The sequence below is a fragment of the Pseudomonas sp. EL_65y_Pfl1_R83 genome (assembly GCF_963970695.1).
GTDB lineage: Bacteria > Pseudomonadota > Gammaproteobacteria > Pseudomonadales > Pseudomonadaceae > Aquipseudomonas > Aquipseudomonas tritici.
In genome coordinates this window covers 71,378-95,785 of the sequence record NZ_CAXAQI010000007.1, presented here as the reverse complement: position 1 = coordinate 95,785, position 24,408 = coordinate 71,378, and the positions used below count along the sequence as shown (strand labels likewise).

31 protein-coding genes are annotated in these 24,408 nt (G+C 60.4%); 19 read left to right on the top strand and 12 right to left on the bottom strand.

Annotated elements, in window-relative coordinates:
* Positions 1–57: 57 nt before the first annotated feature.
* From AACY08_RS12400 to pilG, 4 genes are read right to left on the bottom strand one after another with little or no spacing between them, the layout of a single operon-like run.
* Positions 58–2,109, bottom strand: coding sequence for a methyl-accepting chemotaxis protein (locus tag AACY08_RS12400; protein ID WP_339436147.1), 2,052 nt, complete (start codon positions 2,107–2,109; stop codon positions 58–60).
* Positions 2,106–2,630: a chemotaxis protein CheW gene (locus tag AACY08_RS12395; protein ID WP_339469683.1), complete on the bottom strand. Its 525-nt coding sequence runs from the start codon at positions 2,628–2,630 to the stop codon at positions 2,106–2,108. The genes AACY08_RS12400 and AACY08_RS12395 overlap by 4 nt, the downstream gene beginning before the upstream one ends.
* Before the next feature lie 12 nt (positions 2,631–2,642).
* A complete protein-coding gene (gene pilH / locus AACY08_RS12390; RefSeq protein ID WP_014720320.1) occupies positions 2,643–3,008 on the bottom strand; it encodes a twitching motility response regulator PilH in 366 nt (121 codons plus the stop codon).
* Positions 3,009–3,054: 46 nt separating this feature from the next.
* Positions 3,055–3,462 carry a twitching motility response regulator PilG gene (gene pilG, locus AACY08_RS12385; RefSeq protein ID WP_339415266.1) on the bottom strand — a complete coding sequence of 136 codons (408 nt, stop codon included), beginning with the start codon at positions 3,460–3,462 and terminating at the stop codon, positions 3,055–3,057.
* A gap of 239 nt (positions 3,463–3,701) precedes the next feature.
* Between pilG and gshB the strand changes: the two genes are divergently transcribed.
* The 7 genes from gshB (at position 3,702) to AACY08_RS12350 (ending at position 9,631) form a co-directional block, all read left to right on the top strand.
* Positions 3,702–4,673: a glutathione synthase gene (gene gshB, locus AACY08_RS12380; protein WP_339469681.1), complete on the top strand. Its 972-nt coding sequence runs from the start codon at positions 3,702–3,704 to the stop codon at positions 4,671–4,673.
* 102 nt (positions 4,674–4,775) lie between these two features.
* Entirely contained in the window at positions 4,776–5,681 is a 906-nt protein-coding gene (locus AACY08_RS12375) for an energy transducer TonB (protein WP_339469680.1), read from the top strand.
* 67 nt (positions 5,682–5,748) lie between these two features.
* The gene (locus tag AACY08_RS12370) at positions 5,749–6,318 is read left to right on the top strand and encodes a YqgE/AlgH family protein (protein ID WP_339469679.1); all 570 of its coding nucleotides are present in this window, start codon (positions 5,749–5,751) and stop codon (positions 6,316–6,318) included.
* Positions 6,318–6,755 (top strand): Holliday junction resolvase RuvX, encoded by a 438-nt coding sequence (gene ruvX / locus AACY08_RS12365; RefSeq protein WP_339469678.1) that lies wholly within the window; start codon positions 6,318–6,320, stop codon positions 6,753–6,755. Before AACY08_RS12370 ends, ruvX begins: the two co-directional genes overlap by 1 nt.
* 72 nt (positions 6,756–6,827) lie before the next feature.
* Entirely contained in the window at positions 6,828–7,334 is a 507-nt protein-coding gene (pyrR, locus tag AACY08_RS12360) for a bifunctional pyr operon transcriptional regulator/uracil phosphoribosyltransferase PyrR (protein WP_339469676.1), read from the top strand.
* A 24-nt stretch (positions 7,335–7,358) separates the two neighbouring features.
* The gene (locus tag AACY08_RS12355) at positions 7,359–8,363 is read left to right on the top strand and encodes an aspartate carbamoyltransferase catalytic subunit (RefSeq protein WP_339427650.1); all 1,005 of its coding nucleotides are present in this window, start codon (positions 7,359–7,361) and stop codon (positions 8,361–8,363) included.
* The gene (locus AACY08_RS12350) at positions 8,360–9,631 is read left to right on the top strand and encodes a dihydroorotase (protein ID WP_339427649.1); all 1,272 of its coding nucleotides are present in this window, start codon (positions 8,360–8,362) and stop codon (positions 9,629–9,631) included. Before AACY08_RS12355 ends, AACY08_RS12350 begins: the two co-directional genes overlap by 4 nt.
* A gap of 76 nt (positions 9,632–9,707) precedes the next feature.
* Here the strand turns inward: AACY08_RS12350 and AACY08_RS12345 are convergent, their stop codons facing one another.
* On the bottom strand, positions 9,708–10,136 hold the full coding sequence (locus AACY08_RS12345; RefSeq protein ID WP_370467849.1) for an NINE protein: 429 nt from the start codon (positions 10,134–10,136) through the stop codon (positions 9,708–9,710).
* A gap of 250 nt (positions 10,137–10,386) precedes the next feature.
* Between AACY08_RS12345 and AACY08_RS12340 the strand changes: the two genes are divergently transcribed.
* A complete protein-coding gene (locus AACY08_RS12340; protein WP_339469674.1) occupies positions 10,387–11,025 on the top strand; it encodes a C40 family peptidase in 639 nt (212 codons plus the stop codon).
* A gap of 77 nt (positions 11,026–11,102) precedes the next feature.
* On the opposite strand, the gene AACY08_RS12335 is transcribed toward AACY08_RS12340, so the two are convergent.
* The gene (locus AACY08_RS12335; protein WP_339469672.1) at positions 11,103–12,137 is read right to left on the bottom strand and encodes a type IV pilus twitching motility protein PilT; all 1,035 of its coding nucleotides are present in this window, start codon (positions 12,135–12,137) and stop codon (positions 11,103–11,105) included.
* Positions 12,138–12,194: 57 nt separating this feature from the next.
* Between AACY08_RS12335 and AACY08_RS12330 the strand changes: the two genes are divergently transcribed.
* From AACY08_RS12330 to AACY08_RS12285, 10 genes are all read left to right on the top strand, one after another.
* Positions 12,195–12,881, top strand: coding sequence for a YggS family pyridoxal phosphate-dependent enzyme (locus tag AACY08_RS12330; protein WP_339469670.1), 687 nt, complete (start codon positions 12,195–12,197; stop codon positions 12,879–12,881).
* A gap of 34 nt (positions 12,882–12,915) precedes the next feature.
* Entirely contained in the window at positions 12,916–13,734 is an 819-nt protein-coding gene (proC, locus tag AACY08_RS12325) for a pyrroline-5-carboxylate reductase (protein ID WP_339415258.1), read from the top strand.
* 9 nt (positions 13,735–13,743) lie between these two features.
* Positions 13,744–14,334 (top strand): YggT family protein, encoded by a 591-nt coding sequence (locus tag AACY08_RS12320; protein ID WP_339415257.1) that lies wholly within the window; start codon positions 13,744–13,746, stop codon positions 14,332–14,334.
* 207 nt (positions 14,335–14,541) lie between these two features.
* The gene (metX, locus tag AACY08_RS12315; RefSeq protein ID WP_339415256.1) at positions 14,542–15,681 is read left to right on the top strand and encodes a homoserine O-succinyltransferase MetX; all 1,140 of its coding nucleotides are present in this window, start codon (positions 14,542–14,544) and stop codon (positions 15,679–15,681) included.
* Between the two features lie 7 nt (positions 15,682–15,688).
* Complete coding sequence (metW, locus tag AACY08_RS12310) at positions 15,689–16,309, top strand: methionine biosynthesis protein MetW (RefSeq protein ID WP_339415255.1); 621 nt, start codon at positions 15,689–15,691, stop codon at positions 16,307–16,309.
* Positions 16,310–16,331: 22 nt separating this feature from the next.
* A complete protein-coding gene (locus AACY08_RS12305; RefSeq protein ID WP_339469668.1) occupies positions 16,332–16,766 on the top strand; it encodes a DUF4426 domain-containing protein in 435 nt (144 codons plus the stop codon).
* On the top strand, positions 16,763–17,359 hold the full coding sequence (rdgB, locus tag AACY08_RS12300) for an RdgB/HAM1 family non-canonical purine NTP pyrophosphatase (RefSeq protein WP_339427647.1): 597 nt from the start codon (positions 16,763–16,765) through the stop codon (positions 17,357–17,359). Before AACY08_RS12305 ends, rdgB begins: the two co-directional genes overlap by 4 nt.
* Entirely contained in the window at positions 17,356–18,558 is a 1,203-nt protein-coding gene (gene hemW / locus AACY08_RS12295; RefSeq protein WP_339469666.1) for a radical SAM family heme chaperone HemW, read from the top strand. Before rdgB ends, hemW begins: the two co-directional genes overlap by 4 nt.
* Positions 18,559–18,575: 17 nt before the next feature.
* Entirely contained in the window at positions 18,576–18,899 is a 324-nt protein-coding gene (locus AACY08_RS12290) for a DUF3392 domain-containing protein (protein ID WP_010207241.1), read from the top strand.
* A 28-nt stretch (positions 18,900–18,927) separates the two neighbouring features.
* Entirely contained in the window at positions 18,928–19,476 is a 549-nt protein-coding gene (locus tag AACY08_RS12285; protein ID WP_339469664.1) for an RNA 2'-phosphotransferase, read from the top strand.
* Here the strand turns inward: AACY08_RS12285 and AACY08_RS12280 are convergent.
* The 5 genes from AACY08_RS12280 to AACY08_RS12260 form a co-directional block, all read right to left on the bottom strand.
* Entirely contained in the window at positions 19,469–20,281 is an 813-nt protein-coding gene (locus tag AACY08_RS12280; protein WP_339469663.1) for a hypothetical protein, read from the bottom strand. The genes AACY08_RS12285 and AACY08_RS12280 overlap by 8 nt on opposite strands.
* 77 nt (positions 20,282–20,358) lie before the next feature.
* Positions 20,359–21,084, bottom strand: a complete 726-nt coding sequence (trmB, locus tag AACY08_RS12275; RefSeq protein ID WP_339469661.1) for a tRNA (guanosine(46)-N7)-methyltransferase TrmB — start codon at positions 21,082–21,084, stop codon at positions 20,359–20,361.
* A 9-nt stretch (positions 21,085–21,093) separates the two neighbouring features.
* On the bottom strand, positions 21,094–21,888 hold the full coding sequence (locus AACY08_RS12270; protein ID WP_032884143.1) for a thiazole synthase: 795 nt from the start codon (positions 21,886–21,888) through the stop codon (positions 21,094–21,096).
* Between the two features lie 52 nt (positions 21,889–21,940).
* Positions 21,941–22,141, bottom strand: a complete 201-nt coding sequence (thiS, locus tag AACY08_RS12265; RefSeq protein ID WP_163003275.1) for a sulfur carrier protein ThiS — start codon at positions 22,139–22,141, stop codon at positions 21,941–21,943.
* 80 nt (positions 22,142–22,221) lie between these two features.
* Positions 22,222–22,596, bottom strand: coding sequence for a DUF423 domain-containing protein (locus tag AACY08_RS12260; protein WP_339469660.1), 375 nt, complete (start codon positions 22,594–22,596; stop codon positions 22,222–22,224).
* A 74-nt stretch (positions 22,597–22,670) separates the two neighbouring features.
* Here AACY08_RS12260 and mtgA point away from each other — a divergent pair, with 74 nt between their 5' ends.
* Entirely contained in the window at positions 22,671–23,393 is a 723-nt protein-coding gene (mtgA, locus tag AACY08_RS12255) for a monofunctional biosynthetic peptidoglycan transglycosylase (protein WP_339469659.1), read from the top strand.
* A gap of 98 nt (positions 23,394–23,491) precedes the next feature.
* Here mtgA and rpoH read toward each other — a convergent pair whose 3' ends face one another.
* Positions 23,492–24,346 carry an RNA polymerase sigma factor RpoH gene (rpoH, locus tag AACY08_RS12250; protein WP_339469657.1) on the bottom strand — a complete coding sequence of 285 codons (855 nt, stop codon included), beginning with the start codon at positions 24,344–24,346 and terminating at the stop codon, positions 23,492–23,494.
* Positions 24,347–24,408 lie beyond the last annotated feature (62 nt).

Here is a 24,408-nt window from a genome sequence, read left to right as displayed (position 1 = left end):
ACCAATGGATACCTAATCTGGGAGCGGGCAAGCCCGCTCCCAGATTTTGACGGCATTTCAATCGTCGACCTGCTTGGGGGCCGGGAGGGTGAAACCCGACACCGACCGGCGCAACTGGCTGGCCATTTTTGCCAGGTTACCGATACTTTCGGCCGTGGCCGTGGAGCCCGACGAGGTCTGCGTAGTGATCTGCTGAATCACATTCATCGTCAGGGAAATCTGCCCCGCCGACGAGGTCTGTTGCTGCGCCGCGTTGGATATGCTCTGGATCAGCGCTGCCAGGGTCTTCGACACGCCTTCGATTTCTTCCAGCGCCACCCCGGCGTCTTGCGCCAGCCGCGCGCCGCGCACCACTTCGGTGGTGGTCTGCTCCATGGAGATCACCGCTTCGTTGGTGTCGGCCTGGATCGCGCGCACCAGGGTTTCGATCTGCCGGGTCGCGGCCGACGAACGTTCGGCCAGGCGCTGAACTTCATCCGCCACCACGGCAAAGCCGCGCCCTGCATCCCCAGCCATGCTCGCCTGGATTGCGGCATTGAGGGCGAGGATGTTGGTTTGGTCGGCAATGTCGTCGATCAGGCTGACGATGTCGCCAATCTCCTGGGACGACTCGCCCAAGCGTTTGATGCGCTTGGCGGTGTCCTGGATCTGCTCGCGAATGTTGTCCATGCCGTGGATGGTGTTGTGCACCACCTCGTTGCCTTTGTTGGCAATTTCCACCGAACGCTCTGCCACTGCCGAAGATTCGGCGGCGTTGGCCGAGACCTGATCGATGGACTGGGCCATCTGGTTGATCGCGGTGGAGGCTTCGGCGATCTGCTGGGCCTGATGCTCCGACGCCTGGGCCAGGTGCATGGCGGTGGCCTGGGTATCCTGCACCGCTCCGGCGACTTGCCCGGCGGTGAGGTTGATGGTGGCGACGAGGTCGCGCAGCTGATCCACGGAATAGTTGATGGAGTCGGCGATGGTACCGGTGAAGTCTTCGGTCACCGACGCGGTCACGGTGAGATCGCCGTCGGCCAAGTCTTCGATTTCATCCAGCAGACGCATGATCGCGTTCTGGTTGCGCTCGTTCTTCTCGGCAGTTTCATGCAGTTGGCGGTTGGTCTCACGCACCATCACCAGGCCGATCAGGATGATCGAGGTCAGCGCCAGCAAGCCGAGCACGTAGCCACCGATGGTGTCCAAGCTGCGCCCATCGGCAAGATTTTCAAACCCGGTGGCCAGGTGTGAGGCTTCATCGAGCAGGGTTTGCGACAAGTTGAAGATGTTGCTCGCCGATGCGCGCACTTGGAACAGTTGCGGCGAGGTCTCAAGAATTTCATCCACGGAGCCGGAGACAAACTCAAACAGCTCGGCAATTTCCGCCAGCCGCGCGCGGGCGTCGCGGTCTTCGACCTGGGTGATGCGCAGGCCGGGGTTGCCCTGGAGCATGCCGTTGAGCACCAGCCCAAATCGGTTGGCATCGCGGCCAAAGGCGTCGGCGGCCTGCGCGGCGGTTTCGTCGCCGGCGAGCACGGTGTTCACCGCACCCAGGATACGTTCAGCCAGCAGTGACTGGCGCTGGGCCAACGCCACTTGGCTGGCCGGGGCGCCACGTTGCAGCAGGATGTCGACGACCTTTTCCGACTCGATCTGCAATTGCGGCACAGTCTCGGCCAGCGTCGCGGCAACTTGATGCAACGACAGCACGGTCTGCTCGCTGGCAAGAATCGCATCGGTATTTTTCAGCAGCGCCTCCCAGTCGGTCTGTACGGCGCGCATTTCGGCGCGTACCGCACTGGGCGCGGCGGGCAGCCCGGTTTGTGGGTCGCCTTTTTTCAGGTAGCCCCAGCGCTGGGCGAAATCGTTGCGCGCCTCGCCCAACAGCTTGAACGCAGCCGCCTTGCCGGCGGCAGCTTCGGTGGCGTTTTTGGCGATGCGCTGGGACAGCACGCGCAATTCACCGGCGTGGCCGATGTACTGTTTGTCATAGGTCGACTGGGTGTTGAGGTACGCAAAGTTGGCGAACAGCAACATGATGAACACGATCAGTGCGATAAACAGCACGATGATCTGCGAGCGGCTGCGCGAGCCGGCCTGGGGTTTGGACGTGGTGGCGGTGGTCATGCGGCAACATCCATGAAACCTGGGGCCTGGGCCAGGGCGAAGGGGCTGAAGACCTGCCACCGCTGGTCGCCGTCGAACCAGCCTTGGATATACGGTGCGTCGGGTGCGGCGTTCGCCAGCCACGCGTCTTGTGCAAAATGCTGCATCCCCACCACCTCGTCCACCAGCAGCCCGACAAACAGGTCGTTACATTCCACCACCAACACCCGCCGCTGTTTACGCGCCTTGGACAGTTCAAGGCTGAGGAAACCACCCAGGTCCATCACCGGCAACAAGCGCCCACGCAGATTAGCCACGCCTTTGACCCAGGCCTTGACCCCGGGCATTAAAGTGCAACGCGGCTCATGCAGGACTTCGGCGACTTCCCCCATGGGCGCCACATACCAGTGCTGCCCCAGGCGAAAACCAATGCCGCTCCAACGTTGCAGGCGGGTTTCCTGGGACGGCAGGTCGGCGGCCAACAGGCGGCAGCGGCGGTCGATGTCCAGCAACAGCTCAAAGGCGGTTTGCGACTCGGTCATGATCGCGTACCGTCAGCCGGCCAGCACCTTGTTCAGGGTGGCGATCAGGGTTTCTTCATCGACCGGCTTGGTCAGGTAGTCCTTGGCGCCCTGGCGTGCCCCCCAGATCTTGTCGGTTTCCTGGTCCTTGGTGGTGATGATGATGATCGGGATGCCGTTGGTTTCCGGCTCCTTGGACAGCTGGCGCGTGGCCTGGAAGCCATTGAGGCCCGGCATCACGATGTCCATCAGCACGGCGTCGGGTTTTTCCTGGCGGGCCAGGGCCACGCCGTCCGCACCGTTCTCAGCCTTGAGGACCTGGTGGCCGTGCTTTTCCAGCATGCCGGTGAGTTTGTACATTTCGGTCGGCGAATCGTCGACGATCAGAACACGTGCCATGGTTTTCCCCACTACATAGGTGGACACCGGCCCTTGTGAGGCGGCGTCAGTGTGCTTGTTCTACTGCGGCGAAGGCAGGCACGTAGGCCTTGATCACGCCCAGCAGTTCTTCCTTGCTGAAAGGCTTGGTCAAAAACTGATCGACACCCACGGTACGGCCCTTGGCCTTGTCGAACAGGCCATCCTTGGAGGACAACATGATCACCGGGATCGACTTGAACGCCGGGTTGTTCTTCACCAGCGCGCAAGTCTGATAGCCATCCAGGCGCGGCATCATGATGTCGACAAAAATAATGTGCGGGTGATGATCAACAATCCGGGCCAGGGCATCAAAACCGTCGATGGCCGTGATGACATCGCACCCCACGTTCTTCAACAGGGTCTCGGCGGTGCGGCGGATCGTCTTCGAATCGTCGATCACCATCACTCTCAAGGCGTTGGATTGCTGTTCCATATCTGCTCTGCCATCGCCACAGCGAATCGGTTTTCGGTGTGTACTGTCTGATGTTGCACAGGATGAACGCCGCAAGCCTTGGAATTCAAGGGCTGCTGCGCTGTGGCAGTCTTTTTAGCACAGTCTCCGGGCGCAATCTATCGAGCAACCGGCCGGGTGGTTTTTCCTTGACCCACAACAGCCGCAGCGCCACTCTGACGCCACTTTTGTGTGCCCTTATTTGTTAGAGGAAATCCCCCATGAGCGTTCGCGTCGGCATTGTCATGGACCCTATCGCCAGCATTTCCTATAAAAAGGACAGCTCGCTGGCCATGCTCCTGGCCGCTCAGGCCCGCGGCTGGACGTTGTTCTATATGGAGCAGCGCGATCTTTACCAAGGCGACGGCGAAGCCCGCGCGCGCATGCGCCCGCTGCAGGTGTTTGCCAACCCGCAGAAGTGGTTCGAGTTGCAAGATGAAATCGACAGCCCGTTGAGCGATCTGGACGTGATCCTGATGCGCAAGGACCCGCCGTTCGACATGGAATTCGTGTACTCCACCTACCTGCTGGAGCAGGCCGAACGCGCTGGCGTGCTGATCGTCAACAAGCCGCAGAGCCTGCGCGACTGCAATGAAAAGCTGTTCGCCACGCTGTTCCCGCAGTGCACGCCGCCGACCGTGGTCAGCCGCCGCGCCGATGTGCTGCGTGAATTTGCCGCTAAACATGGCGATGTGATTCTCAAGCCGCTGGACGGCATGGGTGGCACCTCGATCTTCCGTCACCGCGCGGGCGACCCGAACCTGTCGGTGATCCTGGAAACTCTGACCGCCCTGGGCACCCAGCAGATCATGGGCCAGGCCTATATTCCGGCGATCAAGGACGGCGACAAGCGCATCCTGATGATCGACGGCGAGCCGGTGGATTACTGTCTGGCGCGCATCCCGGCAGCCGGCGAGACCCGTGGCAACCTGGCGGCCGGTGGCCGTGGTGAAGCACGGCCTTTGTCGGACAAGGACCGTTGGATCGCCTCCCAAGTCGGTCCAACACTGCGTGAAAAGGGCTTGCTGTTTGTGGGCCTGGACGTGATCGGTGAGAACCTGACTGAAATCAACGTCACCAGCCCGACCTGTATCCGCGAGATCGACAATGCTTTCGGCACCAACATCGGGGAAATGCTTATGGCCGTGATTGCCGAAAAGTTGCAAGTTGCAAGCTCCAAACCGCACGTTTAAAGCAGACCGCTTTTAGACTTGCAGCTTGTGGCTTGCCGCTTGAAGCTAAAAACCAACATTGCGCTATCATGCCGAACCTCGAAACCCGCGATGTTGGTTTTTATGCCCCTGCCGTCCGAACTGCCCCCCGAACTCTCCCACAGCGGCGTGCGCCCGGCTGATCGGCTCGGATTTACCCTGTTCCTGGCGGCATTGATTCACCTGGCCCTGATCCTCGGCGTGGGGTTCACGATGGTCGAACCCAAGCAGATCAGCAAAACCCTGGAAATCACCCTCGCCACGTTCAAGAGCGAAAAGACGCCCGAGAAGGCCGACTTTCTCGCCCAGGACAACCAGCAAGGCAGCGGCACCCTGGACAAGAAAGCCGTGCCCAAGACCACCGAAGTGGCGCCGTTCCAGGACAACAAGGTGAATAAAGTCGGTCCGCCGCCGACGCCTAAGCCCGAGGTCAAGCAAGCCTCACCCAAGCCTGCGGTGACTACCGTCGCACCCAAACCGCAAAAAGCCCCGACCCAGCGCGAAAAGATCAAGACCGAACCGAAACCCGAGCCCGTCAAGCCGGCGCCGACGTTCGACAGCTCGACGCTGACCGATGAAATTTCCAGCCTGGAAGCGGAGCTGGCCAACGAGCAGCAGTTGTACGCCAAGCGCCCGCGTATCTACCGGTTGAACGCCGCCTCGACCAGGCGCGACAAAGGTGCCTGGTATAAGGACGAGTGGCGCAGGAAGGTTGAGCGTATCGGTAACCTCAACTACCCGGATGAGGCAAGGCGCCAGCAGATATATGGCAATTTGCGCTTACTGGTGTCGATCAACCGTGACGGTACGTTATATGAAGTGCAGGTTCTGGAGTCCTCCGGCCAGCCATTGCTGGACCAGGCTGCCCAGCGCATCGTGCGCCTGGCTGCACCGTTTGCCCCGTTCAGCGGGGATTTGAACGATGTTGACCGCCTGGAAATCATCCGCACCTGGAAGTTCGCCAAGGGCGATCGGCTTTCCAGCAATTGATGACAATTGCCGGATCCGGCACATCGCCAGCTTGTCAGTTCGCCCCTCCAACGCCACACTAGCGGACATGAAAAACGTAAGCCCGACCTACCTCAAGCACCAATTCCTGATCGCCATGCCCCATATGGCCGACGCGAACTTTGCGCAAACCTTGACCTACATTGTCGAGCACACGGCCAATGGTGCTATGGGACTCGTGGTAAACCGCCCGCAAGAGCTGAACCTGGCGGACATCCTCGAACAACTGCGACCGGACGTCGACCCGCCGGCCCGTTGCCAGGACGTGCCGATCTACATCGGTGGGCCGGTGCAGACCGACCGCGGTTTTGTACTGCACCCCACCGGGCCGAAGTTCCAGGCCACGGTCGACCTGGAAGGCGTGTCGCTGTCGACCTCTCAGGACGTGTTGTTCGCCATCGCTGACGGCGCTGGCCCCGAGCAAAACGTGATCACCCTGGGCTATGCGGGCTGGGAAGCCGGACAACTGGAAGCTGAGTTGGCGAGCAATGCCTGGCTGACCTGCCCCTTTGACGCCGATATCCTCTTCAACACCCCCAGCGAACTGCGCCTGGAAGCTGCGGCGGCGAAGCTGCGGGTCAACCTCAGCCTGCTGACCAGCCAGGCGGGGCACGCCTGATGGCCTTGCGTCTGATCCTCGGCTTTGACTACGGCACCAAACAGATCGGCGTAGCAGTCGGCCAGGTGATCACCGGGCAGGCCCGCGAGCTGTGCACCCTCAAGGCCCAGAACGGCATCCCGGACTGGAACCAGGTCGAGGCCCTCATTGAAGAGTGGAAGCCCGACGCAGTGGTGGTCGGGTTGCCTTTGAATATGGATGGCACGCCCAGCGACATGTGCCTGCGCGCCGAAAAGTTCGCACGCCGCCTCAATGGCCGCTACAACATCCCGTTCTATACCCACGACGAGCGCCTGACCACCTTTGAAGCCAAGGGCGAGCGACGCGACCGTGGCGGGCAGAAAGGCAGCTACCGCGACAACCCCGTGGACGCCATCGCCGCCGCCCTGCTGCTGCAGGGTTGGCTGGACGAAAACACAGCTTTATTTGAATCCTGACTGACGCGGCTTGCCGCGTCTTTTTACGTTTACGCCCGGACCTTGCCCCCGCCAGGCCTTGAAGGAGCCACCATGAGCTTGCCGAACCCCGCCGAACTGATCAGCCAGATGGCCAAAAGCCTCACGGCCCATCTGCAACACCGCGCCATCAGCGAACCGCGTTTCATCGGTATTCGCACTGGCGGTGTGTGGGTGGCCCAGGCACTGCTGGAAGAGCTCGGCAGCGATTCGCCCCTGGGCACTCTGGACGTGTCCTTCTACCGCGATGACTTCAGCCAGAACGGCCTGCACCCGCAAGTGCGCCCGTCGGCCCTGCCCTTCGAGATCGAAGGCCAGCATCTGGTGCTGATCGATGACGTGCTGATGAGCGGCCGCACCATTCGCGCCGCCCTGAACGAACTGTTCGACTACGGTCGCCCGGCCAGCGTGACACTGGTGTGCCTGTTGGACCTGGAAGCCGGCGAATTGCCGATCAGCCCGGATGTGGTCGGCGCCACACTGTCGCTGGAAGCCCACCAGCGGGTAAAATTGTCCGGTCCCACGCCGCTCGAACTCGAACTGCAAGACCTTGCCCTTTAAACCGCCTTGTACAGAGTCCCCGCGATGACGCCTCTAGATGCCAAGCGCCCGCTGCAGCTCAATGCTCAGGGCCAGCTGCAACATTTCTTGTCCCTCGACGGTTTGCCCCGCGAACTGCTCACCGAAATCCTCGACACCGCCGACTCGTTCCTCGAAGTCGGCGGCCGCGCGGTGAAGAAGGTCCCGCTGCTGCGCGGCAAGACCATCTGCAATGTGTTCTTCGAGAACTCTACGCGCACCCGTACCACCTTTGAGCTGGCGGCCCAGCGACTGTCGGCCGACGTGATCACGCTGAACGTGTCGACCTCGTCGGCGAGCAAGGGCGAGACCCTGCTCGACACCCTGCGCAACCTGGAAGCCATGGCCGCTGACATGTTCGTGGTGCGCCACGGCGATTCCGGCGCCGCGCATTTCATCGCCGAGCACGTGTGCCCGCAGGTAGCGATCATCAACGGCGGCGACGGCCGTCACGCCCACCCGACCCAGGGCATGCTCGACATGCTCACCATTCGTCGGCACAAGGGCAGCTTTGAAAACCTCTCGGTGGCCATCGTCGGCGACATCCTGCACTCGCGGGTGGCGCGCTCGAACATGCTGGCCCTGAAAACCCTGGGTTGCCCGGACATCCGCGTGATCGCACCGAAAACCCTGCTGCCGATCGGTATCGAGCAGTACGGCGTGAAGGTCTACACCGACATGACCGAAGGCCTCAAGGAGGTCGACGTGGTGATCATGCTGCGCCTGCAACGCGAACGCATGTCCGGCGGCCTGCTCCCAAGCGAAGGCGAGTTCTACCGCCTGTTCGGCCTGACCACTGCACGCCTGGCCGGCGCCAAGCCGGATGCCATCGTGATGCACCCCGGCCCGATCAACCGCGGCGTAGAGATTGAGTCGGCGGTGGCCGACGGCAACCAGTCGGTGATCCTCAACCAAGTGACCTACGGCATCGCCGTGCGCATGGCGGTGTTGTCCATGGCCATGAGCGGGCAAACCGCGCAACGTCAATTCGAGCAGGAGAACGCCCAGTGAAGCTCAGCATTCTCGGCGCCCGCGTTATCGATCCGGCCAGTGGCCTGGATCAAGTTACCGATCTGCACCTGGAAGCCGGCAAGATCATCGCCATTGGAGCGGCCCCTGCTGGTTTCAGCGCGGTTGAAACCATCGATGCCAAAGGCCTGGTGGCCGCGCCTGGCCTGGTGGACCTGAACGTCGCCCTGCGCGAGCCGGGTTACAGTCGCAAGGGCAACATCATCAGCGAAACCCGCGCCGCTGCGGCCGGTGGCGTGACCAGCCTGTGCTGCCCGCCGCACACCAAGCCAGTCTTGGACACCTCGGCGGTGACCGAGCTGATCCTGGACCGCGCCCGTGAAGCCGGCAATTGCAAAGTGTTCCCCATTGGCGCCCTGAGCAAAGGCCTGGAAGGCGAACAACTGGCCGAGCTGATCGCCCTGCGCGATGCCGGTTGCGTGGCCTTTGGCAACGGTTTGGAGAGCTTTCGCAGTGCCCGCACCCTGTGCCGCGCCCTGGAATACGCAGCCACCTTCGACCTGACGGTGATCTTCCACTCCCAGGACCGCGACTTGGCCGAAGGCGGCCTGGCCCATGAAGGCGCCGTGGCCAGCTTCCTCGGTTTGCCGGGCATTCCGGAAACCGCCGAAACCGTGGCCCTGGCCCGCGACCTGCTGCTGGTGGAACAAAGCGGTGTGCGTGCGCACTTCAGCCAACTGACCAGCGCACGCGGTGTGGCCCTGATTGCGCAGGCCCAGGCCCGTGGCTTGCCGGTGACGGCGGATGTGGCGTTGTATCAGCTGATTTTGACCGATGAGGCGCTGATCGACTTCTCCAGCCTCTACCACGTGCAACCGCCGCTGCGCACCCGTGCCGACCGTGATGGTTTGCGCGCGGCGGTGAAGTCGGGTGTGATCTCGGCGATTTCCAGCCACCACCAGCCCCACGAGCGCGATGCCAAGCTGGCACCGTTCGGCGCGACAGAGCCGGGTATCAGCAGCGTTGAGCTGTTGCTGCCGTTGGCGATGACGCTGGTGGAAGAGGGTTTGCTGGACTTGCCGACGTTGCTCACGCGACTGAGCGCCGGCCCGGCCGAGGCATTGCGTTTACCGGCGGGTAAGTTGGCGGTGGGTTCGGCGGCGGACTTGGTGCTGTTTGATCCGGCCAGCTCCACGGTAGCTGGGGAGCACTGGCTGTCCAAAGGTGAGAATTGCCCGTTTATCGGGCATAGCTTGCCGGCGACGGTGCGTTACACCTTGGTGGATGGGCGGATCAGCTATCAGGCCTAAAGCCGGTCTAGAGTGGGCACAGCAACGGTGGGAGCAAGCCCGCTCCCACCGTTAGTGTGTATCGGCCTCTAGAGACTCAACGTCCGCCGTTGCGCTCGGCATTACGAATCGAAATCTGCGTATTCAGCGTCCAGAAGTCATACAGCACGCCCACCAGGAACAAGCCGCCGGTCAGCAGGTAGATCAGGCCGGAGATCCATTTGCCCTGATACATACGGTGCACGCCAAATACGCCCAGGAACGCCAACAGAATCCACGCCACGTTGTATTCGATAGGCCCGGCGGTAAAACGCAGGTCCGCTTCACGGTCCATGGCCGGGATCAGGAACAGGTCGATCAGCCAGCCAATCCCCAGCAAGCCCAAGGTGAAAAACCAGATCGTACCGGTCACCGGCTTGCCGTAATAGAAGCGATGCGCGCCGGTAAAACCGAAAATCCACAACAGGTAACCGATCACCTTGCTGTGGGTGTCTTGTTGCTGGCCAATCTGTTGATAGGTGTTCATCGCTTACCTCTTTTGCCTCGATAGAAAAATTTTTTCACTTTCTTTGTGACTTTTTTACAGGCGCCCGACGTACGGCAAATGGTATCTTCCCTGCCCTGAAAGCCTTATGCCACCTGCCTTGTGTAGGACAATTGCGGCGAATCGTCGCGTTTTTCCTGATTTTGACGTCAAGGTTCAGTCGACAAACGGCCTGAGAACGACACTAAAACCTGTTATAAAGTTGCGCGCAAACCCATAAGAGCCACGCCTAATGCGACCATTTTTCAAGACATGGCTAACCATTTGCCTATTAATGCCACTGGCCGCCCACGCCACCAATCGTGAGCAACGACTTCCTAACGTTAACGGTTTCACCCCTAAAGTCCACAGCACGCCAGGCACTACCAAGTCGGTGAAGCTGACTGTCAGCCGCCCAACTCAACTGAGCAAGGCCCACAACGGCAAAGCAGTACCGGGCCTGGTAGGCGTCAACACCAAGCAGAGCAGCAGCGTTCTCAGCCGCGCCGTCAACGTGCTCGGTACGCCTTATCGTTGGGGCGGTAGCAGCCCAAGTAAAGGGTTCGACTGCAGTGGTTTGGTGAAATATGCGTTTAATGATGTTGCAGCAGTAGACTTGCCGCGCACGTCCAATGCCATGGCCGCAGGCCACGGGCAGAAGGTTGATCGCAAGGACCTGAAACCGGGTGACCTGTTGTTCTTCAAACTGAAGAGCCGTAAGGTGAACCACGTTGCTATCTACCTGGGCAATGACCGTTTTATCCACGCACCGCGCCGTGGCAAATCGGTCAGCATCGACACGCTGAAAAAGCCGTTCTGGAATAAGAACTACGTGATTGCCAAGCGGGTTCTGCCTAAAGAGCAGAACAACTTGCGGATCGTTCAGCGCTGATTTCAGGCTGAAATACAGTAAAAATGTGGGAGCGAGCTTGCTCGCTCCCACATTTTATTTACATCGTTTTCAAGACCTCATATGTCTGCAGGCACCCGCGCCTTGCCCTGCGCCTCTTCCCGACTGATCACGCCCTCCCCGACCAACGCCTTCAAACTCATATCCAGCGTCTTCATCCCCAACGCTCCACCCGTCTGGATCGCCGAGACCATCTGCGCCACCTTGTCCTCGCGGATCAAATTCCGAATCGCCGGCGTGCCCAGCATGATCTCGTGAGCCGCCACCCGACCGCCGCCCATCTTCTTCACCAGCACTTGGGACACCACCGCCTGCAACGACTCTGACAGCATCGCGCGGACCATGGCTTTTTCCCCGGACGGGAACACATCCACCAGCCGGTCTACAGACTTTGCCGCCGAGCTGGTGTGCAGTGTGCCAAAGACCAGGTGTCCGGTCTCCGCCGCCGTCAGCGCCAGGCGGATGGTTTCCAGGTCGCGCAGTTCACCCACCAGGATCACGTCAGGATCTTCCCGTAGCGCCGAGCGCAGTGCGGTGGAAAAGCTATGGGTGTCGCGGTGCACCTGGCGTTGGTTGATCAACGCCGTTTTCGGTGTGTGGATAAACTCGATGGGGTCTTCGAGCGTGAGGATGTGCTGACGCCGATGCTGATTGAGAAAATCGATCATCGCCGCCAAGGTTGTGGACTTGCCCGAGCCAGTGGGGCCAGTCACCAACACCAAGCCGCGCGGTAGCTGGGCGATACGCTGAAACACATCCCCCAGGCCCAGGTTTTCCAGGCTCTGCACCTCAGAGGGGATGGTGCGAAACACGGCGCCCATGCCGCGGTCCTGCTGGAACACATTCGCCCGGAACCGCGCTACGTCGGGTAGCTCGAAAGCAAAATCCGTTTCAAGAGATGTTTCGAAATCCTTTTGTTGGTGCTGATTCAGTAAGGGTCTCAATAAGTCCGCTACTTGCGTAGGTGAGAGCACCGGCCAATCCAGCGGCCACACCTCGCCATCCACCCGCAACATCGGCGCCAGGCCAGCTGACAAATGCAGGTCGGAGGCGCCACGGCGCACGCTGGCCCTGAGTAATTCAGTGATATCCATAGGGCTTTCCATTTCCAGTAGAATGCCGCGGACTCCATATCCACGGGCGCATCTTGAATGTCGACGATAGCAGACAACATCGGCCTGGTTAGCCAGCGCATCCGCGCCGCAGCCGACGCCGTGCAACGTGACGCAAGCAGCATCCACCTGCTGGCCGTGAGCAAGACCAAACCCGCACTCGCAGTGCGCGAAGCCTATGCCGCCGGGATGCGCGATTTTGGCGAGAACTATCTACAGGAAGCGTTGGGCAAACAGGAGGAATTGACCGACTTGCCCTTGAGTTGGCACTTCATCGGCCCCATTCAATCGAACAAGACTCGTGCGATCGCCGAGAACTTCGCTTGGGTGCATTCCGTGGACCGTTTGAAAATTGCTCAACGTTTGTCCGAACAGCGCCCGGCCAACCTGCCGCCGCTGAATCTCTGCATTCAGGTCAACGTCAGTGGCGAAGCCAGCAAGTCCGGCTGTACACCCGCCGACCTGCCGGCCCTGGCCAATGCGATCAGCGCCTTGCCGCGCCTGAAGCTGCGTGGCTTGATGGCGATCCCCGAGCCGACTGCAGATCGGACGGCCCAAGATGCGGCGTTCGCCACCGTACGCGAGCTGCAAGCCCGTTTGAACCTGCCGTTGGACACACTTTCCATGGGCATGAGCCACGACCTCGAGTCGGCCATTGCCCAAGGCGCCACCTGGGTGCGGATCGGTACCGCCCTGTTCGGCGCCCGCGACTACGGCCAGCCTTGAAAATGGCTGACTTCTATTTAACCAAGGACCTGTCATGACAGACACGCGTATAGCTTTTATCGGCGCCGGCAACATGGCGGCCAGCCTGATCGGTGGCCTAAGGGCCCAAGGCCTGGGCAGCGCGCAAATTCGCGCCAGCGACCCGGGCGCCGACACCCGTGCCCGCGTCAGCGCCGAGCACGGCATTGAAACCTTTGCCGACAACGCTGAGGCCATCCAGGGCGTCGACGTGATCGTGCTGGCAGTCAAGCCGCAAGCCATGAAGGCCGTGTGCGAAAGCCTGCGCCCGAGCCTGCAACCGCAGCAACTGGTGGTGTCCATCGCCGCCGGGATCAACTGCGCCAGCCTGAAGCAATGGCTCGGCGACCAGCCGATCGTGCGTTGTATGCCGAATACGCCATCCCTGCTGCGCCAGGGCGTGAGCGGTTTGTACGCAACGGCTGACGTCACCGCCGAACAACGTGACCAGGCCCAAGAGCTGCTGTCCGCCGTGGGCATCGCCCTGTGGCTGGAACAGGAGCAGCAACTGGACGCGGTCACCGCCGTGTCCGGCAGCGGCCCGGCGTATTTCTTCCTGCTGATCGAAGCCATGACCGCCGCCGGCGTGAAACTGGGCCTGTCCAAGGACGTTGCCGAGCAGCTGGCTGAACAGACCGCCCTGGGCGCCGCACATATGGCGGTGTCCAGCGACGTGGACGCAGCCGAGTTGCGCCGTCGCGTGACCTCCCCCGGCGGCACCACACAAGCGGCTATCGAATCGTTCCAGGCCGGGGGCTTTGAAGCCCTGGTCGAAAAAGCATTGGGCGCCGCTGCGCACCGCTCGGCCGAACTCGCCGAACAACTTGGCAAATAAGGAGCCAACATGATTGGTTTGAACACCGCAGCCGTCTACGTGCTGCAAACCATCGGCAGTCTGTATTTGCTGATCGTGCTGATGCGCTTCGTGCTGCAACTGGTGCGCGCGAACTTCTACAACCCGCTCTGCCAGTTCATCGTCAAGGCCACCCAGCCACTGCTCAAGCCGTTGCGCCGGATCATCCCGAGCCTTTTCGGCCTGGACATGTCGTCGCTGGTACTGGCGATCCTGGTGCAGTTGGCCTTGATGGCGCTGACCCTGCTGCTGACCTACGGCACCACCGGCAATTTCGTCCAGTTGCTGGTCTGGGCAATCATCGGCGTGACCGCACTGTTCCTGAAGATCTTCTTCTTTGCTTTGATCATCAGCGTGATCCTGTCCTGGGTCGCTCCGGGTAGCCATAACCCTGGCGCTGAGCTGGTGAACCAGATCTGCGAGCCGGCCCTGGCGCCGTTCCGCAGGCTGCTGCCGAACCTGGGCGGCCTGGATATCTCGCCGATCCTGGCGTTCATGGTGCTCAAGTTGCTGGATATGCTGGTGATCAACAACCTGGCGGCCATGACCTCAATGCCGGACATCCTGCGAGTGCTGATCTAACACTTGGCGCAGTAAAGTGTGGGAGCTGGCTTACCTGCGATAGCGGTGTATCAGTCAACGGATTGGCTGACTGGCACGCCGGTATCGCAGGCAAGCCAGCTCCCACATTTTGTATCTGCCTATTGAATTGAATCCGCACAGGCCTTTGCTTGCCGCTAGGTGCAGCGGTCTTTAGACTTACGCCTCATTTAAACGAGAGCAGGGTCGATGCCAACTGCCTTCCCCCCCGATTCTGTTGGACTGGTCGTGCCCCAAGTGGCGCACTTCAGCGAACCGCTGGCCCTGGCCTGCGGACGTTCGCTGCCTGCCTATGACCTGATCTACGAAACCTACGGCCAACTGAACGCCACGGCGAGCAATGCCGTGCTGATCTGCCACGCCCTGTCCGGCCATCATCACGCTGCCGGTTTCCACTCCGCCGACGAGCGCAAGCCTGGCTGGTGGGACAGTTGCATCGGCCCTGGCAAACCCATCGACACAAACACGTTCTTCGTGGTCAGCCTGAACAACCTCGGCGGCTGCAACGGATCCACTGGCCCGAGCAGTATCAACCCGGAAACCGGCAAGCCGTTCGGCGCCGACTTCCCGGTGCTCACCGTGGAAGACTGGGTGCACAGCCAGGCGCGTCTTGCCGACCTGCTGGGCGTCGATCAATGGGCAGCGGTGATCGGCGGCAGCCTGGGCGGCATGCAGGCGCTGCAATGGACCATTACCTACCCGGATCGCGTGCGCCATTGCCTGGCTATCGCCTCGGCCCCCAAGTTGTCGGCACAGAACATCGCCTTCAACGAAGTGGCGCGCCAGGCCATCCTTACCGACCCCGAGTTCCACGGCGGTTCGTTCCAGGAAGCGGGGGTGATTCCAAAGCGTGGCTTGATGCTGGCGCGCATGGTCGGGCACATCACCTACCTGTCCGATGATTCCATGGGCGAAAAATTCGGCCGTGGCCTCAAGAGCGAAAAGCTCAACTACGACTTCCACAGCGTTGAGTTCCAGGTGGAGAGCTACCTGCGTTATCAGGGCGAGGAATTCTCGGGGCGTTTCGACGCCAATACGTACTTGCTGATGACCAAGGCCCTGGACTACTTCGACCCGGCCGCCAACCACGACGACGACCTGGCGAAAACCTTCGAGGGCGCTACGGCCAAGTTTTGCGTGATGTCCTTCACCACCGACTGGCGTTTCTCGCCGGCACGCTCGCGTGAGCTGGTGGATGCGCTGATGGCTGCGCGCAAAGACGTCTGCTACCTGGAGATCGATGCTCCGCAAGGCCATGACGCCTTCCTGATTCCGATCCCGCGGTACCTGCAAGCCTTCAGCAACTACATGAACCGCATAACTTTGTGAGAGCACCATGAGAGCCGACCTGGAAATCATCCAAGACTGGATCCCCGCTGGCAGCCGCGTGCTCGACTTGGGTTGCGGCGATGGGGAACTGCTGAGTTGGCTGCGGGACAACAAGCAAGTCACCGGCTACGGCCTGGAAAACGACCCGGACAACATCGCCCAGTGCGTAGCCAAGGGCATTAACGTGATCGAACAGGACCTGGACAAGGGCCTGGGCAACTTTGCCAGCAACAGTTTCGACATCGTGGTGATGACCCAGGCGCTACAGGCGGTGCACTACCCGGATCGCATCCTCGACGAAATGCTGCGCGTCGGCCGCCAGTGCATCATCACCTTTCCCAACTTCGGTCACTGGCGCTGCCGCTGGTACCTGGCCACAAAGGGCCGCATGCCGGTATCGGATTTCCTGCCCTACACCTGGTACAACACGCCGAACATCCACTTCTGCACTTTCGAAGACTTCGAAGCCTTGTGTAGCGAGCGTGAAGCCAAAGTGATCAACCGCCTTGCCGTCGATCAACAGCACCGCCACGGCTGGGCGAGTAAGCTATGGCCCAACCTGTTGGGCGAAATTGGTATTTACCGGGTCAGCAGCCCTGGCCTGATCGACCACAAGATTGCCGTCTAATCATCTTTCAAGAGGGACGTTCATGAGTCGTTTGGCTGTTTTTCTATTGACCGCTTGCCTGGGCGCCAGCGCCATGGCCGCGGACGCTATCGACGCAAATCGCAAGAAAGACTTCGGCGATATCACCGTCCACTACAACACCTTCACTTCCAGCTTCCTGCAGCCGGAAACCGCCCAGAAGATCGGCGTGGTGCGCAGCAAGGAGAAGGGCTTGATCAACGTAACCGTGATCAAAGGCGTGACGCCAGTGGCGGCGCAAGTCACCGGCACCATCAAGGATCTGAGCGGCAAGAGCGAGATACTGACGTTCAAGCAAATCGAAGAAAAAGGCGGGATTAACTACCTCGCCCCTTACGCCGTGACGCAGCGGGAATACAAGACGTTTACCATCAATGTTGAAACCGGTGGCAAAGCCCATAGCTTCCAATTCAACCAGGAACTGTTTCCGGCGCAATGATAAACCTTACCCAACTCGTACTCGCCAGCCACAACGCCGGCAAGCTTAAAGAACTCCAGGCGATGCTCGGCGAATCCGTGCAATTGCGCTCGATTGGCGAGTTCAGCCAGGTGGAGCCGGAAGAGACCGGCCTGTCCTTCGTCGAGAACGCCATTCTCAAGGCACGCAATGCGGCACGTATTTCCGGCCTGCCGGCGCTGGCGGATGACTCGGGCCTGGCGGTGGACTTCCTCGGCGGCGCTCCTGGCATTTACTCGGCACGTTACGCCGACGGCAAAGGCGACGCGGCCAACAACGCCAAGTTGCTCGACGCCCTCAAGGATGTACCGGACGCGATGCGCGGCGCGCAGTTCGTGTGTGTGCTGGCCCTGGTACGACATGCCGATGATCCATTGCCGATCCTGTGCGAAGGCCTGTGGCACGGGCGCATTCTGCATGCGGCCAGCGGTGAGCATGGTTTTGGCTATGACCCGCTGTTCTGGGTGCCGGAACGTAATGTCTCGAGCGCCGAGTTGAGCCCGGCCGACAAGAACCAGATCAGCCATCGCGCTCGCGCAATGGATTTGCTGCGCCAACGCCTGAGCCTGAAATGACCCAGAACACCTCCGCGCAGCCGCTGATCCACGGCGGCGCGCAAACACCCCGGGCGGCCCTGCCTGTGCTGCCGCCCCTGGCGCTGTATATCCACATCCCGTGGTGCGTACGCAAATGCCCCTATTGCGACTTCAACTCCCACACCGCCAGCAAGGTGCTGCCGGAGGAAGACTATGTGGACGCCTTGCTGGCCGATCTCGATCAGGACCTGTATGCGGTTTACGGTCGCGAACTGAGTTCGATCTTCTTCGGTGGTGGTACGCCCAGTCTGTTCAGCGCCGCAGCGCTGGGCCGCTTGCTTGAGGGCGTGGAAGCACGCATCCGGTTTGCCAGCGATATAGAGATCACCCTGGAAGCCAACCCAGGGACGTTCGAGCAAGAGAAATTCGTGGCTTATCGCAAGCTGGGGATCAATCGCCTGTCCATCGGCATCCAGAGTTTCCAGCAGGAAAAGCTCCAGGCCCTGGGACGTATCCACAATGGTGATGAAGCCGTGCGTGCAGCGGGCATGGCGCGCCTGGCCGGGTTTGATAACTTCAACCTGGATTTGATGCACGGTTTGCCCGATCAGTCCCTGGACGACGCGTTGAGCGATTTGCGCCAAGCCATCGCACTCAAACCCACGCACTTGTCGTGGTACCAACTGACCCTGGAGCCCAACACCGTATTCTGGAACCAGCCGCCCGCGCTGCCGGAAGACGATACGCTGTGGGATATCCAGGAAGCGGGCCAGGCGCTGCTTGCTGAACACGGTTACGCGCAATATGAAGTCTCGGCCTATGCCCAGCCAGGTCGCCCGGCGCGGCATAACCTGAACTACTGGAGCTTCGGTGACTTTATCGGCATCGGCGCCGGCGCCCACGGCAAACTCAGCCATCCGGACGGGCGCATCGTGCGCACCTGGAAGACGCGAGCGCCGAAGGACTACCTCAACCCGGCCAAAAGCTTTCAGGCTGGGGCGAAAGAGCTGACTAACGAGGAACTGCCGTTTGAGTTCCTGATGAACGCTTTGCGCCTGACCGAAGGTGTCGAAGCCAAGCTCTACGCCGAGCGCACCGGCCTCGATCTGGCAAGCCTGGATGACGCACGCACGGATGCAGAACAAAGCGGCTTAATGCAGGTCGAACCGTCACGCCTGGCGGCGACCGACCGCGGGCAACTCTTTCTCAATGACCTGCTGCAGACGTTTTTGAGCTGACGCTCTAAGGAAATCGAATGGATTTGGTACTCGACCTGCTCGCCACCGTATCCCGCTGGAGCCGCAGCAACCTGTCGGAAATATCCCTGGCCCTTGTGGGCTGTTTGCTGGTGCTGTTTGGCGCTGATATCAAAGGCTGGGTAGAAGCCCGCCTGGGCAGCGTCGCCGGCGCATTGCGCGTACCGTTGATGGCGCTGCTGTGCATGATCGGCAGCGGCGCGGCGTTGATCTATGCCACACCGTGGATTGTGCGAGGGTTGAGCCAGTTCAATAACTACAGCCTGGCACCGGTGCTGGTGGTGGTGCTGGTGTTGATTGGGGTTGTGGCAGATCGCCGCTGAACCGACCAGACCAAGACAAGGACAGCAAATGAGCAAAAAGCTACTGGACGACACCAGCAAATTCCTGAGTTATGTATTACGTCACGAACCGCAAGCGATAGGCCTCTCACTGGACTCAGAGGGTTGGGCCAGCGTGGCAGCACTGATCGACGCCGCATCCCGTGAAGGACGCAGCCTTAGCCGAGAACTGCTGGAGCAGGTGGTGCACACAAACGAGAAGAAACGCTTTTCGTTTTCCGTGGACGGTCAACATATCCGGGCCGTGCAGGGCCACTCCAATCAAAGCGTCCAGTTGCAACTCGATGAAAAAAAACCGCCGGCAGTCCTGTACCACGGGACCGCAACGCGATTCATCGAATCGATCAGCCAGAAGGGTCTGATTCCGGGCTCGCGTCACCATGTGCACCTCAGCGAACGACTTGAGACGGCCAGGGAAGTTGGGCAGCGCTATGGAAAGGTGGTGATTCTGAAGGTAGACACCTCGACGATGCTTGCCGAGGGTTTCAAGTTTTTCCAGGCTGAGAACGGGGTTTGGCTGACCGAGCAGGTTCCTGCTCAATTCCTTGAAGCTATTTAGAGGCCTGACTACCAAACGCTTTCTCGTAATACGCTTTAAGCGTCATCGGGTCTTTGCAACCCAGCGCCAGCGCCTGATTCAGGTAGGTCAAGTTCACGCTGTCGGGCTGACCTTTGTCGTTCATACGCGTCGCCGCTAAAATATAGTAGGCATCAGCCCGATACTGATCATAGGTCAGCATCCGCGCACTGGCGCGAGCTTGCATGTTGCCCAAGGTTCTTTCTTCCTTGATCTCGGCCAGCCGATCACTTTCGAAACAAAGCGAACGATGGGTGTACAACGGGTAATAATCACGGTTGGCGTCAACGTTCAGCAGCATCTGCTTGAGCGCTTCCAAGTACTTTATGTGCCCAGGATCCAACAAGTCCAGCCGCATGTAGGTCATATCGCACTGATAGTAATAACCCACACCGGCGGCTAACAGACCTTGACCCATGGCCTTGCGCATCGGCTCACAAACCTGTTTGCGTTCTTCGTCGGACATTCCGAACCGGCTTTGGTAATTGGCCAGCATGTATGTCGCGACAACATGCCCGCCCTCCGAGGCCATCTTCAGGTCATGTTGGAACGCCTCCATGATGCCCTGAACCTCTTTGAGTTGTTCGGGCAACGTAGCCTTATCCAGCTTGCCACCGGCCTCCAGCTTGACGTTCTCATCAAACAGCAGCTTGAGTTGTTCCGCCTTTTTTTGAGCACGCTCAAAATAGTCATCCGGGGAAATCACTGGCAAAGAGGGTGTGCTGGCCGCGAAGGCTGTCATAGACAGAAAGCCGAGAAACAGCAGGCTGGAAAGGAGGGTTCTCAAGCACTTGTATTCCTTTACAAGTAAAAGCGAAGCGGCAGTGGAACGGAGCCATTCCACCGCCGTGATAGCAGAGCGGCTTAAGCCAACTTCTCGAACTTCAAATCCCAAACCCCATGCCCCAATCGCTCGCCGCGGCGTTCGAACTTGGTGATCGGGCGCTCAGCCGGGCGTGGCACGCATTTGCCGTCTTCGGCCAGGTTGCGGTAGCCGGGGGCCACGTTCATGACTTCCAGCATGTATTCCGCGTACGGTTCCCAGTCGGTGGCCATGTGCAAGATGCCGCCGACCTTGAGCTTGCTGCGTACCAGCTCCGCGAAGGAAGCCTGGACGATACGGCGCTTGTGGTGACGGGATTTATGCCAAGGATCCGGGAAGAACAGCATCAGCCGATCAAGGCTGTTGTCGGCGATGCAGCGGTTGAGCACTTCGATCGCGTCGCAGTCGTAGACCCGCAGGTTGGTCAACCCTTGGGTCAATACGCCGTTGAGCAACGCGCCAACACCTGGGCGATGCACTTCAACACCGATGAAATCCTGTTCTGGCGAGGCTGCCGCCATTTCCAGCAGGGAGTGGCCCATGCCGAAGCCGATTTCCAGGGAACGCGGGGCCGAACGGCCGAACACCTGGTCGTAATCCACCGGTGCGTCGGCCAGGGGCAGCACAAACAAGGGTGCGCCTTGCTCCAGGCCCTTTTGCTGGCCTTCGGTCATGCGACCGGCGCGCATCACAAAACTCTTGATGCGGCGGTGCTTGGACTCGTCGGCGTCGTCCAGAGTGTTCGGCGTTTCGTTTGATTCAGTCATCAATGGCTCTTACTTGATCAGACCATCCAGCGGCGAGGAGGCGCTGGCGTAGAGTTTTTTCGGCATGCGACCGGCGAGGTACGCCAGGCGGCCCGCGACGATGGCGTGTTTCATGGCTTCAGCCATCATGATTGGCTGTTGGGCATGGGCGATGGCCGAGTTCATCAGCACTGCGTCGCAGCCCAGTTCCATGGCGATGGTAGCGTCGGAGGCAGTGCCCACGCCCGCGTCCACCAGTACGGGAATCTTGGCTTCTTCAAGGATGATCTGCAGGTTGTACGGATTGCAGATACCCAGACCGGAACCGATCAGACCGGCCAGCGGCATTACGGCGATACAACCGATTTCGGCCAGTTGGCGCGCGATGATCGGGTCATCGCTGGTGTAGACCATCACGTCGAAGCCTTCCTTGACCAGCGTTTCAGCGGCCTTGAGGGTCTCGATCACGTTGGGAAACAGGGTTTTCTGGTCGGCCAGCACTTCCAGCTTCACCAGATTATGGCCGTCGAGCAGCTCACGGGCCAGGCGGCAGGTGCGCACGGCTTCGATGGCGTCATAGCACCCGGCGGTGTTCGGCAAGAAGGTGTAGCGATCCGGCGACAGCACTTCGAGCAGGTTCGGCTCGCCTTCGATCTGGCCGAGGTTGGTGCGGCGCACGGCGAAGGTGACGATCTCGGCGCCCGAGGCTTCGATGGCCAGGCGGGTCTCTTCCATGTCGCGGTACTTGCCGGTACCCACTAACAGGCGGGACTGGTAGGTACGACCGGCCAGGACGAAGGGCTTGTCGCTACGAACGATGCTCATGGGAAATCCTCGAAATGGGGTGAGGTTCTGCAGAATTCAGCAAGCTGCGCGACTAGCCGCCGCCGATGGCGTGGACCACTTCGACCTGGTCACCGTCGGTGAGCGCGGTCTCGGCGTGCTGGCTACGCGGGACGATATCCAGGTTGAGCTCCACTGCGACGCGGCGCCCGGTCAGGTCCAGACGGGTCAGTAGGGCCGCAACGGTTTCACCGTCGGGCAGTTCAAGGGACTCGCCGTTCAACTGAATGCGCATGCCAAGGGCCGCCATCGTTTTTAGGGGCCAGCATTCTAGCGCGATTGGGACCTGAAGGTCAGCTTCAAGCGTCAAGCGGTCTAAAGCTGCAAGCGCCACGCCGCCAGGCCCAGAAAGAACCAGCCGAGCAGAAAAGCCAGGCCACCAAATGGCGTGATGATGCCGAGCTTGCTGATACCGGTAATCGTCAGCACATACAGGCTGCCGGAGAACAGCAGGATGCCGACGGCAAAGGAGATGCCCGCCCAGGTGACCAGCCGGCCAGGAATGTGCGCGGCCAACAGTGCCACGCCAAACAGGGCCAGGGTGTGCACCAGTTGGTAGGTCACACCGGTATGGAAGATCGCCAGGTATTCGGCACTCAGGCGGTTCTTCAGGCCGTGGGCGGCGAAGGCGCCAAGGGCGACACCGGTGAAGCCGAAAAAGGCAGCCAGCATCAGAAAGCTACGCAGCATGAGGAACTCCAGTCAGACTCATCGGGCAGGGTCTGTATAATGGCCCGCTCAACGGGTTCGGCCAAGCCATCTCTATGCTGCGTGTCCTCTTCAAACGCTTTCTCAATGTCGTCAAATGGCTCGCCATCGGCAGTATGCTGTTGGTCCTGCTGTTTCGCTTCGTCCCGCCGCCCTTCACTGCGCTGATGGTGGAGCGCAAGGTCGAATCGTGGCTTGACGGCGAGCCCATCGACCTGCAGCGCAGCTGGGTGCCGTGGGACGATATCTCCGATGACCTCAAAATGGCGGTGATTGCCGGTGAAGACCAGCACTTCCCGCAGCACTGGGGTTTTGATTTCGGCGCAATCCAGGCGGCGATCCAGCACAACGAGCGCGGCGGTTCGATACGCGGCGCCAGCACGCTGAGCCAGCAGGTGTCGAAAAACCTGTTCCTGTGGGCCGGCCGCAGTTATTTGCGCAAAGGCCTGGAGGTTTGGTTTACCGGGCTGATCGAGGTGTTGTGGCCCAAGCAGCGGATTCTTGAGGTGTACCTCAACAGCGTTGAGTGGGATGAAGGGGTGTTTGGCGCAGAAGCGGCAGCGCGGCATCACTTTGGGGTAAGTGCCAAGGGGCTTTCTCGGCAACAGGCCAGCTATTTGGCCGCCGTACTGCCTAACCCGCGGGTCTGGAGTGCCAGCCATCCGACGGCGTATGTGGCAAGGCGCGCGGCGTGGATTCGGCAGCAGATGGGCCAGTTGGGTGGGGATGGTTATCTGGTTGAGCTGAATAACTCCCGCAAGGCCCCTTGGTCCGACTGACCCAACCTCTCTCGACAGCTGCTACGGTCAGTTAATAGATGCAAACAAAAATGCCCCGATCTCTCGATCGGGGCATTTTTTTGGTTTTTCGCAGCGCTTTAGGCGGCGATCGACAACTTCAGCTTATTCATCGCGCTTTTCTCAAGCTGACGAATCCGCTCGGCCGACACGTTGTACTTCTGTGCCAGGTCGTGCAGCGTGGCTTTTTCTTCCGCCAGCCAGCGCTGGTAGAGGATGTCACGGCTGCGGTCGTCCAGCACTTCCAACGCTTCGTGCAGGTTGTGGTTGGAGTTGTCGCTCCAGTCCGCATCCTCCAACTGACGCGCCGGGTCGTACCGGTGATCTTCCAGGTAGTTGGCCGGCGATTGGAAGGCGCTGTCGTCGTCCGCTTCGGCGGCCGGGTCGAAGGCCATGTCATGGCCGGTCAGGCGGCTTTCCATCTCGCGCACTTCACGCGGCTCCACGCCGAGGCTTTCGGCCACACGGTGGACTTCCTCGTTATTCAGCCACGCCAGGCGTTTCTTCTGGCTGCGCAGGTTGAAGAACAGCTTGCGCTGGGCCTTGGTGGTCGCGACTTTCACAATGCGCCAGTTGCGCAGGATGAACTCGTGGATTTCCGCCTTGATCCAGTGCACGGCAAACGACACCAGGCGCACACCCATTTCAGGGTTGAAGCGCTTGACCGCCTTCATCAGGCCAACGTTGCCTTCCTGGATCAGGTCAGCCTGGGCCAGGCCGTAGCCGCTATAGCTACGGGCGATATGTACGACAAAACGCAGGTGGGCGAGCACCATCTGCCGAGCCGCCCCCAAATCCTGCTCATAGTAGAGACTCTCGGCCAGTTCACGCTCCTGCTCAGGCGTCAGCAATGGAATGCTGTTCACCGTGTGCACATAGGCTTCCAGGTTCCCACCTGGCACCAAGGCATAAGCAGGTTGCAAAGAAGTGGTCATACGAAAAAACCTCCGACTCACATAACTCGTGCAGTTCAGCACTGCGAAAATTGACCGGGAAC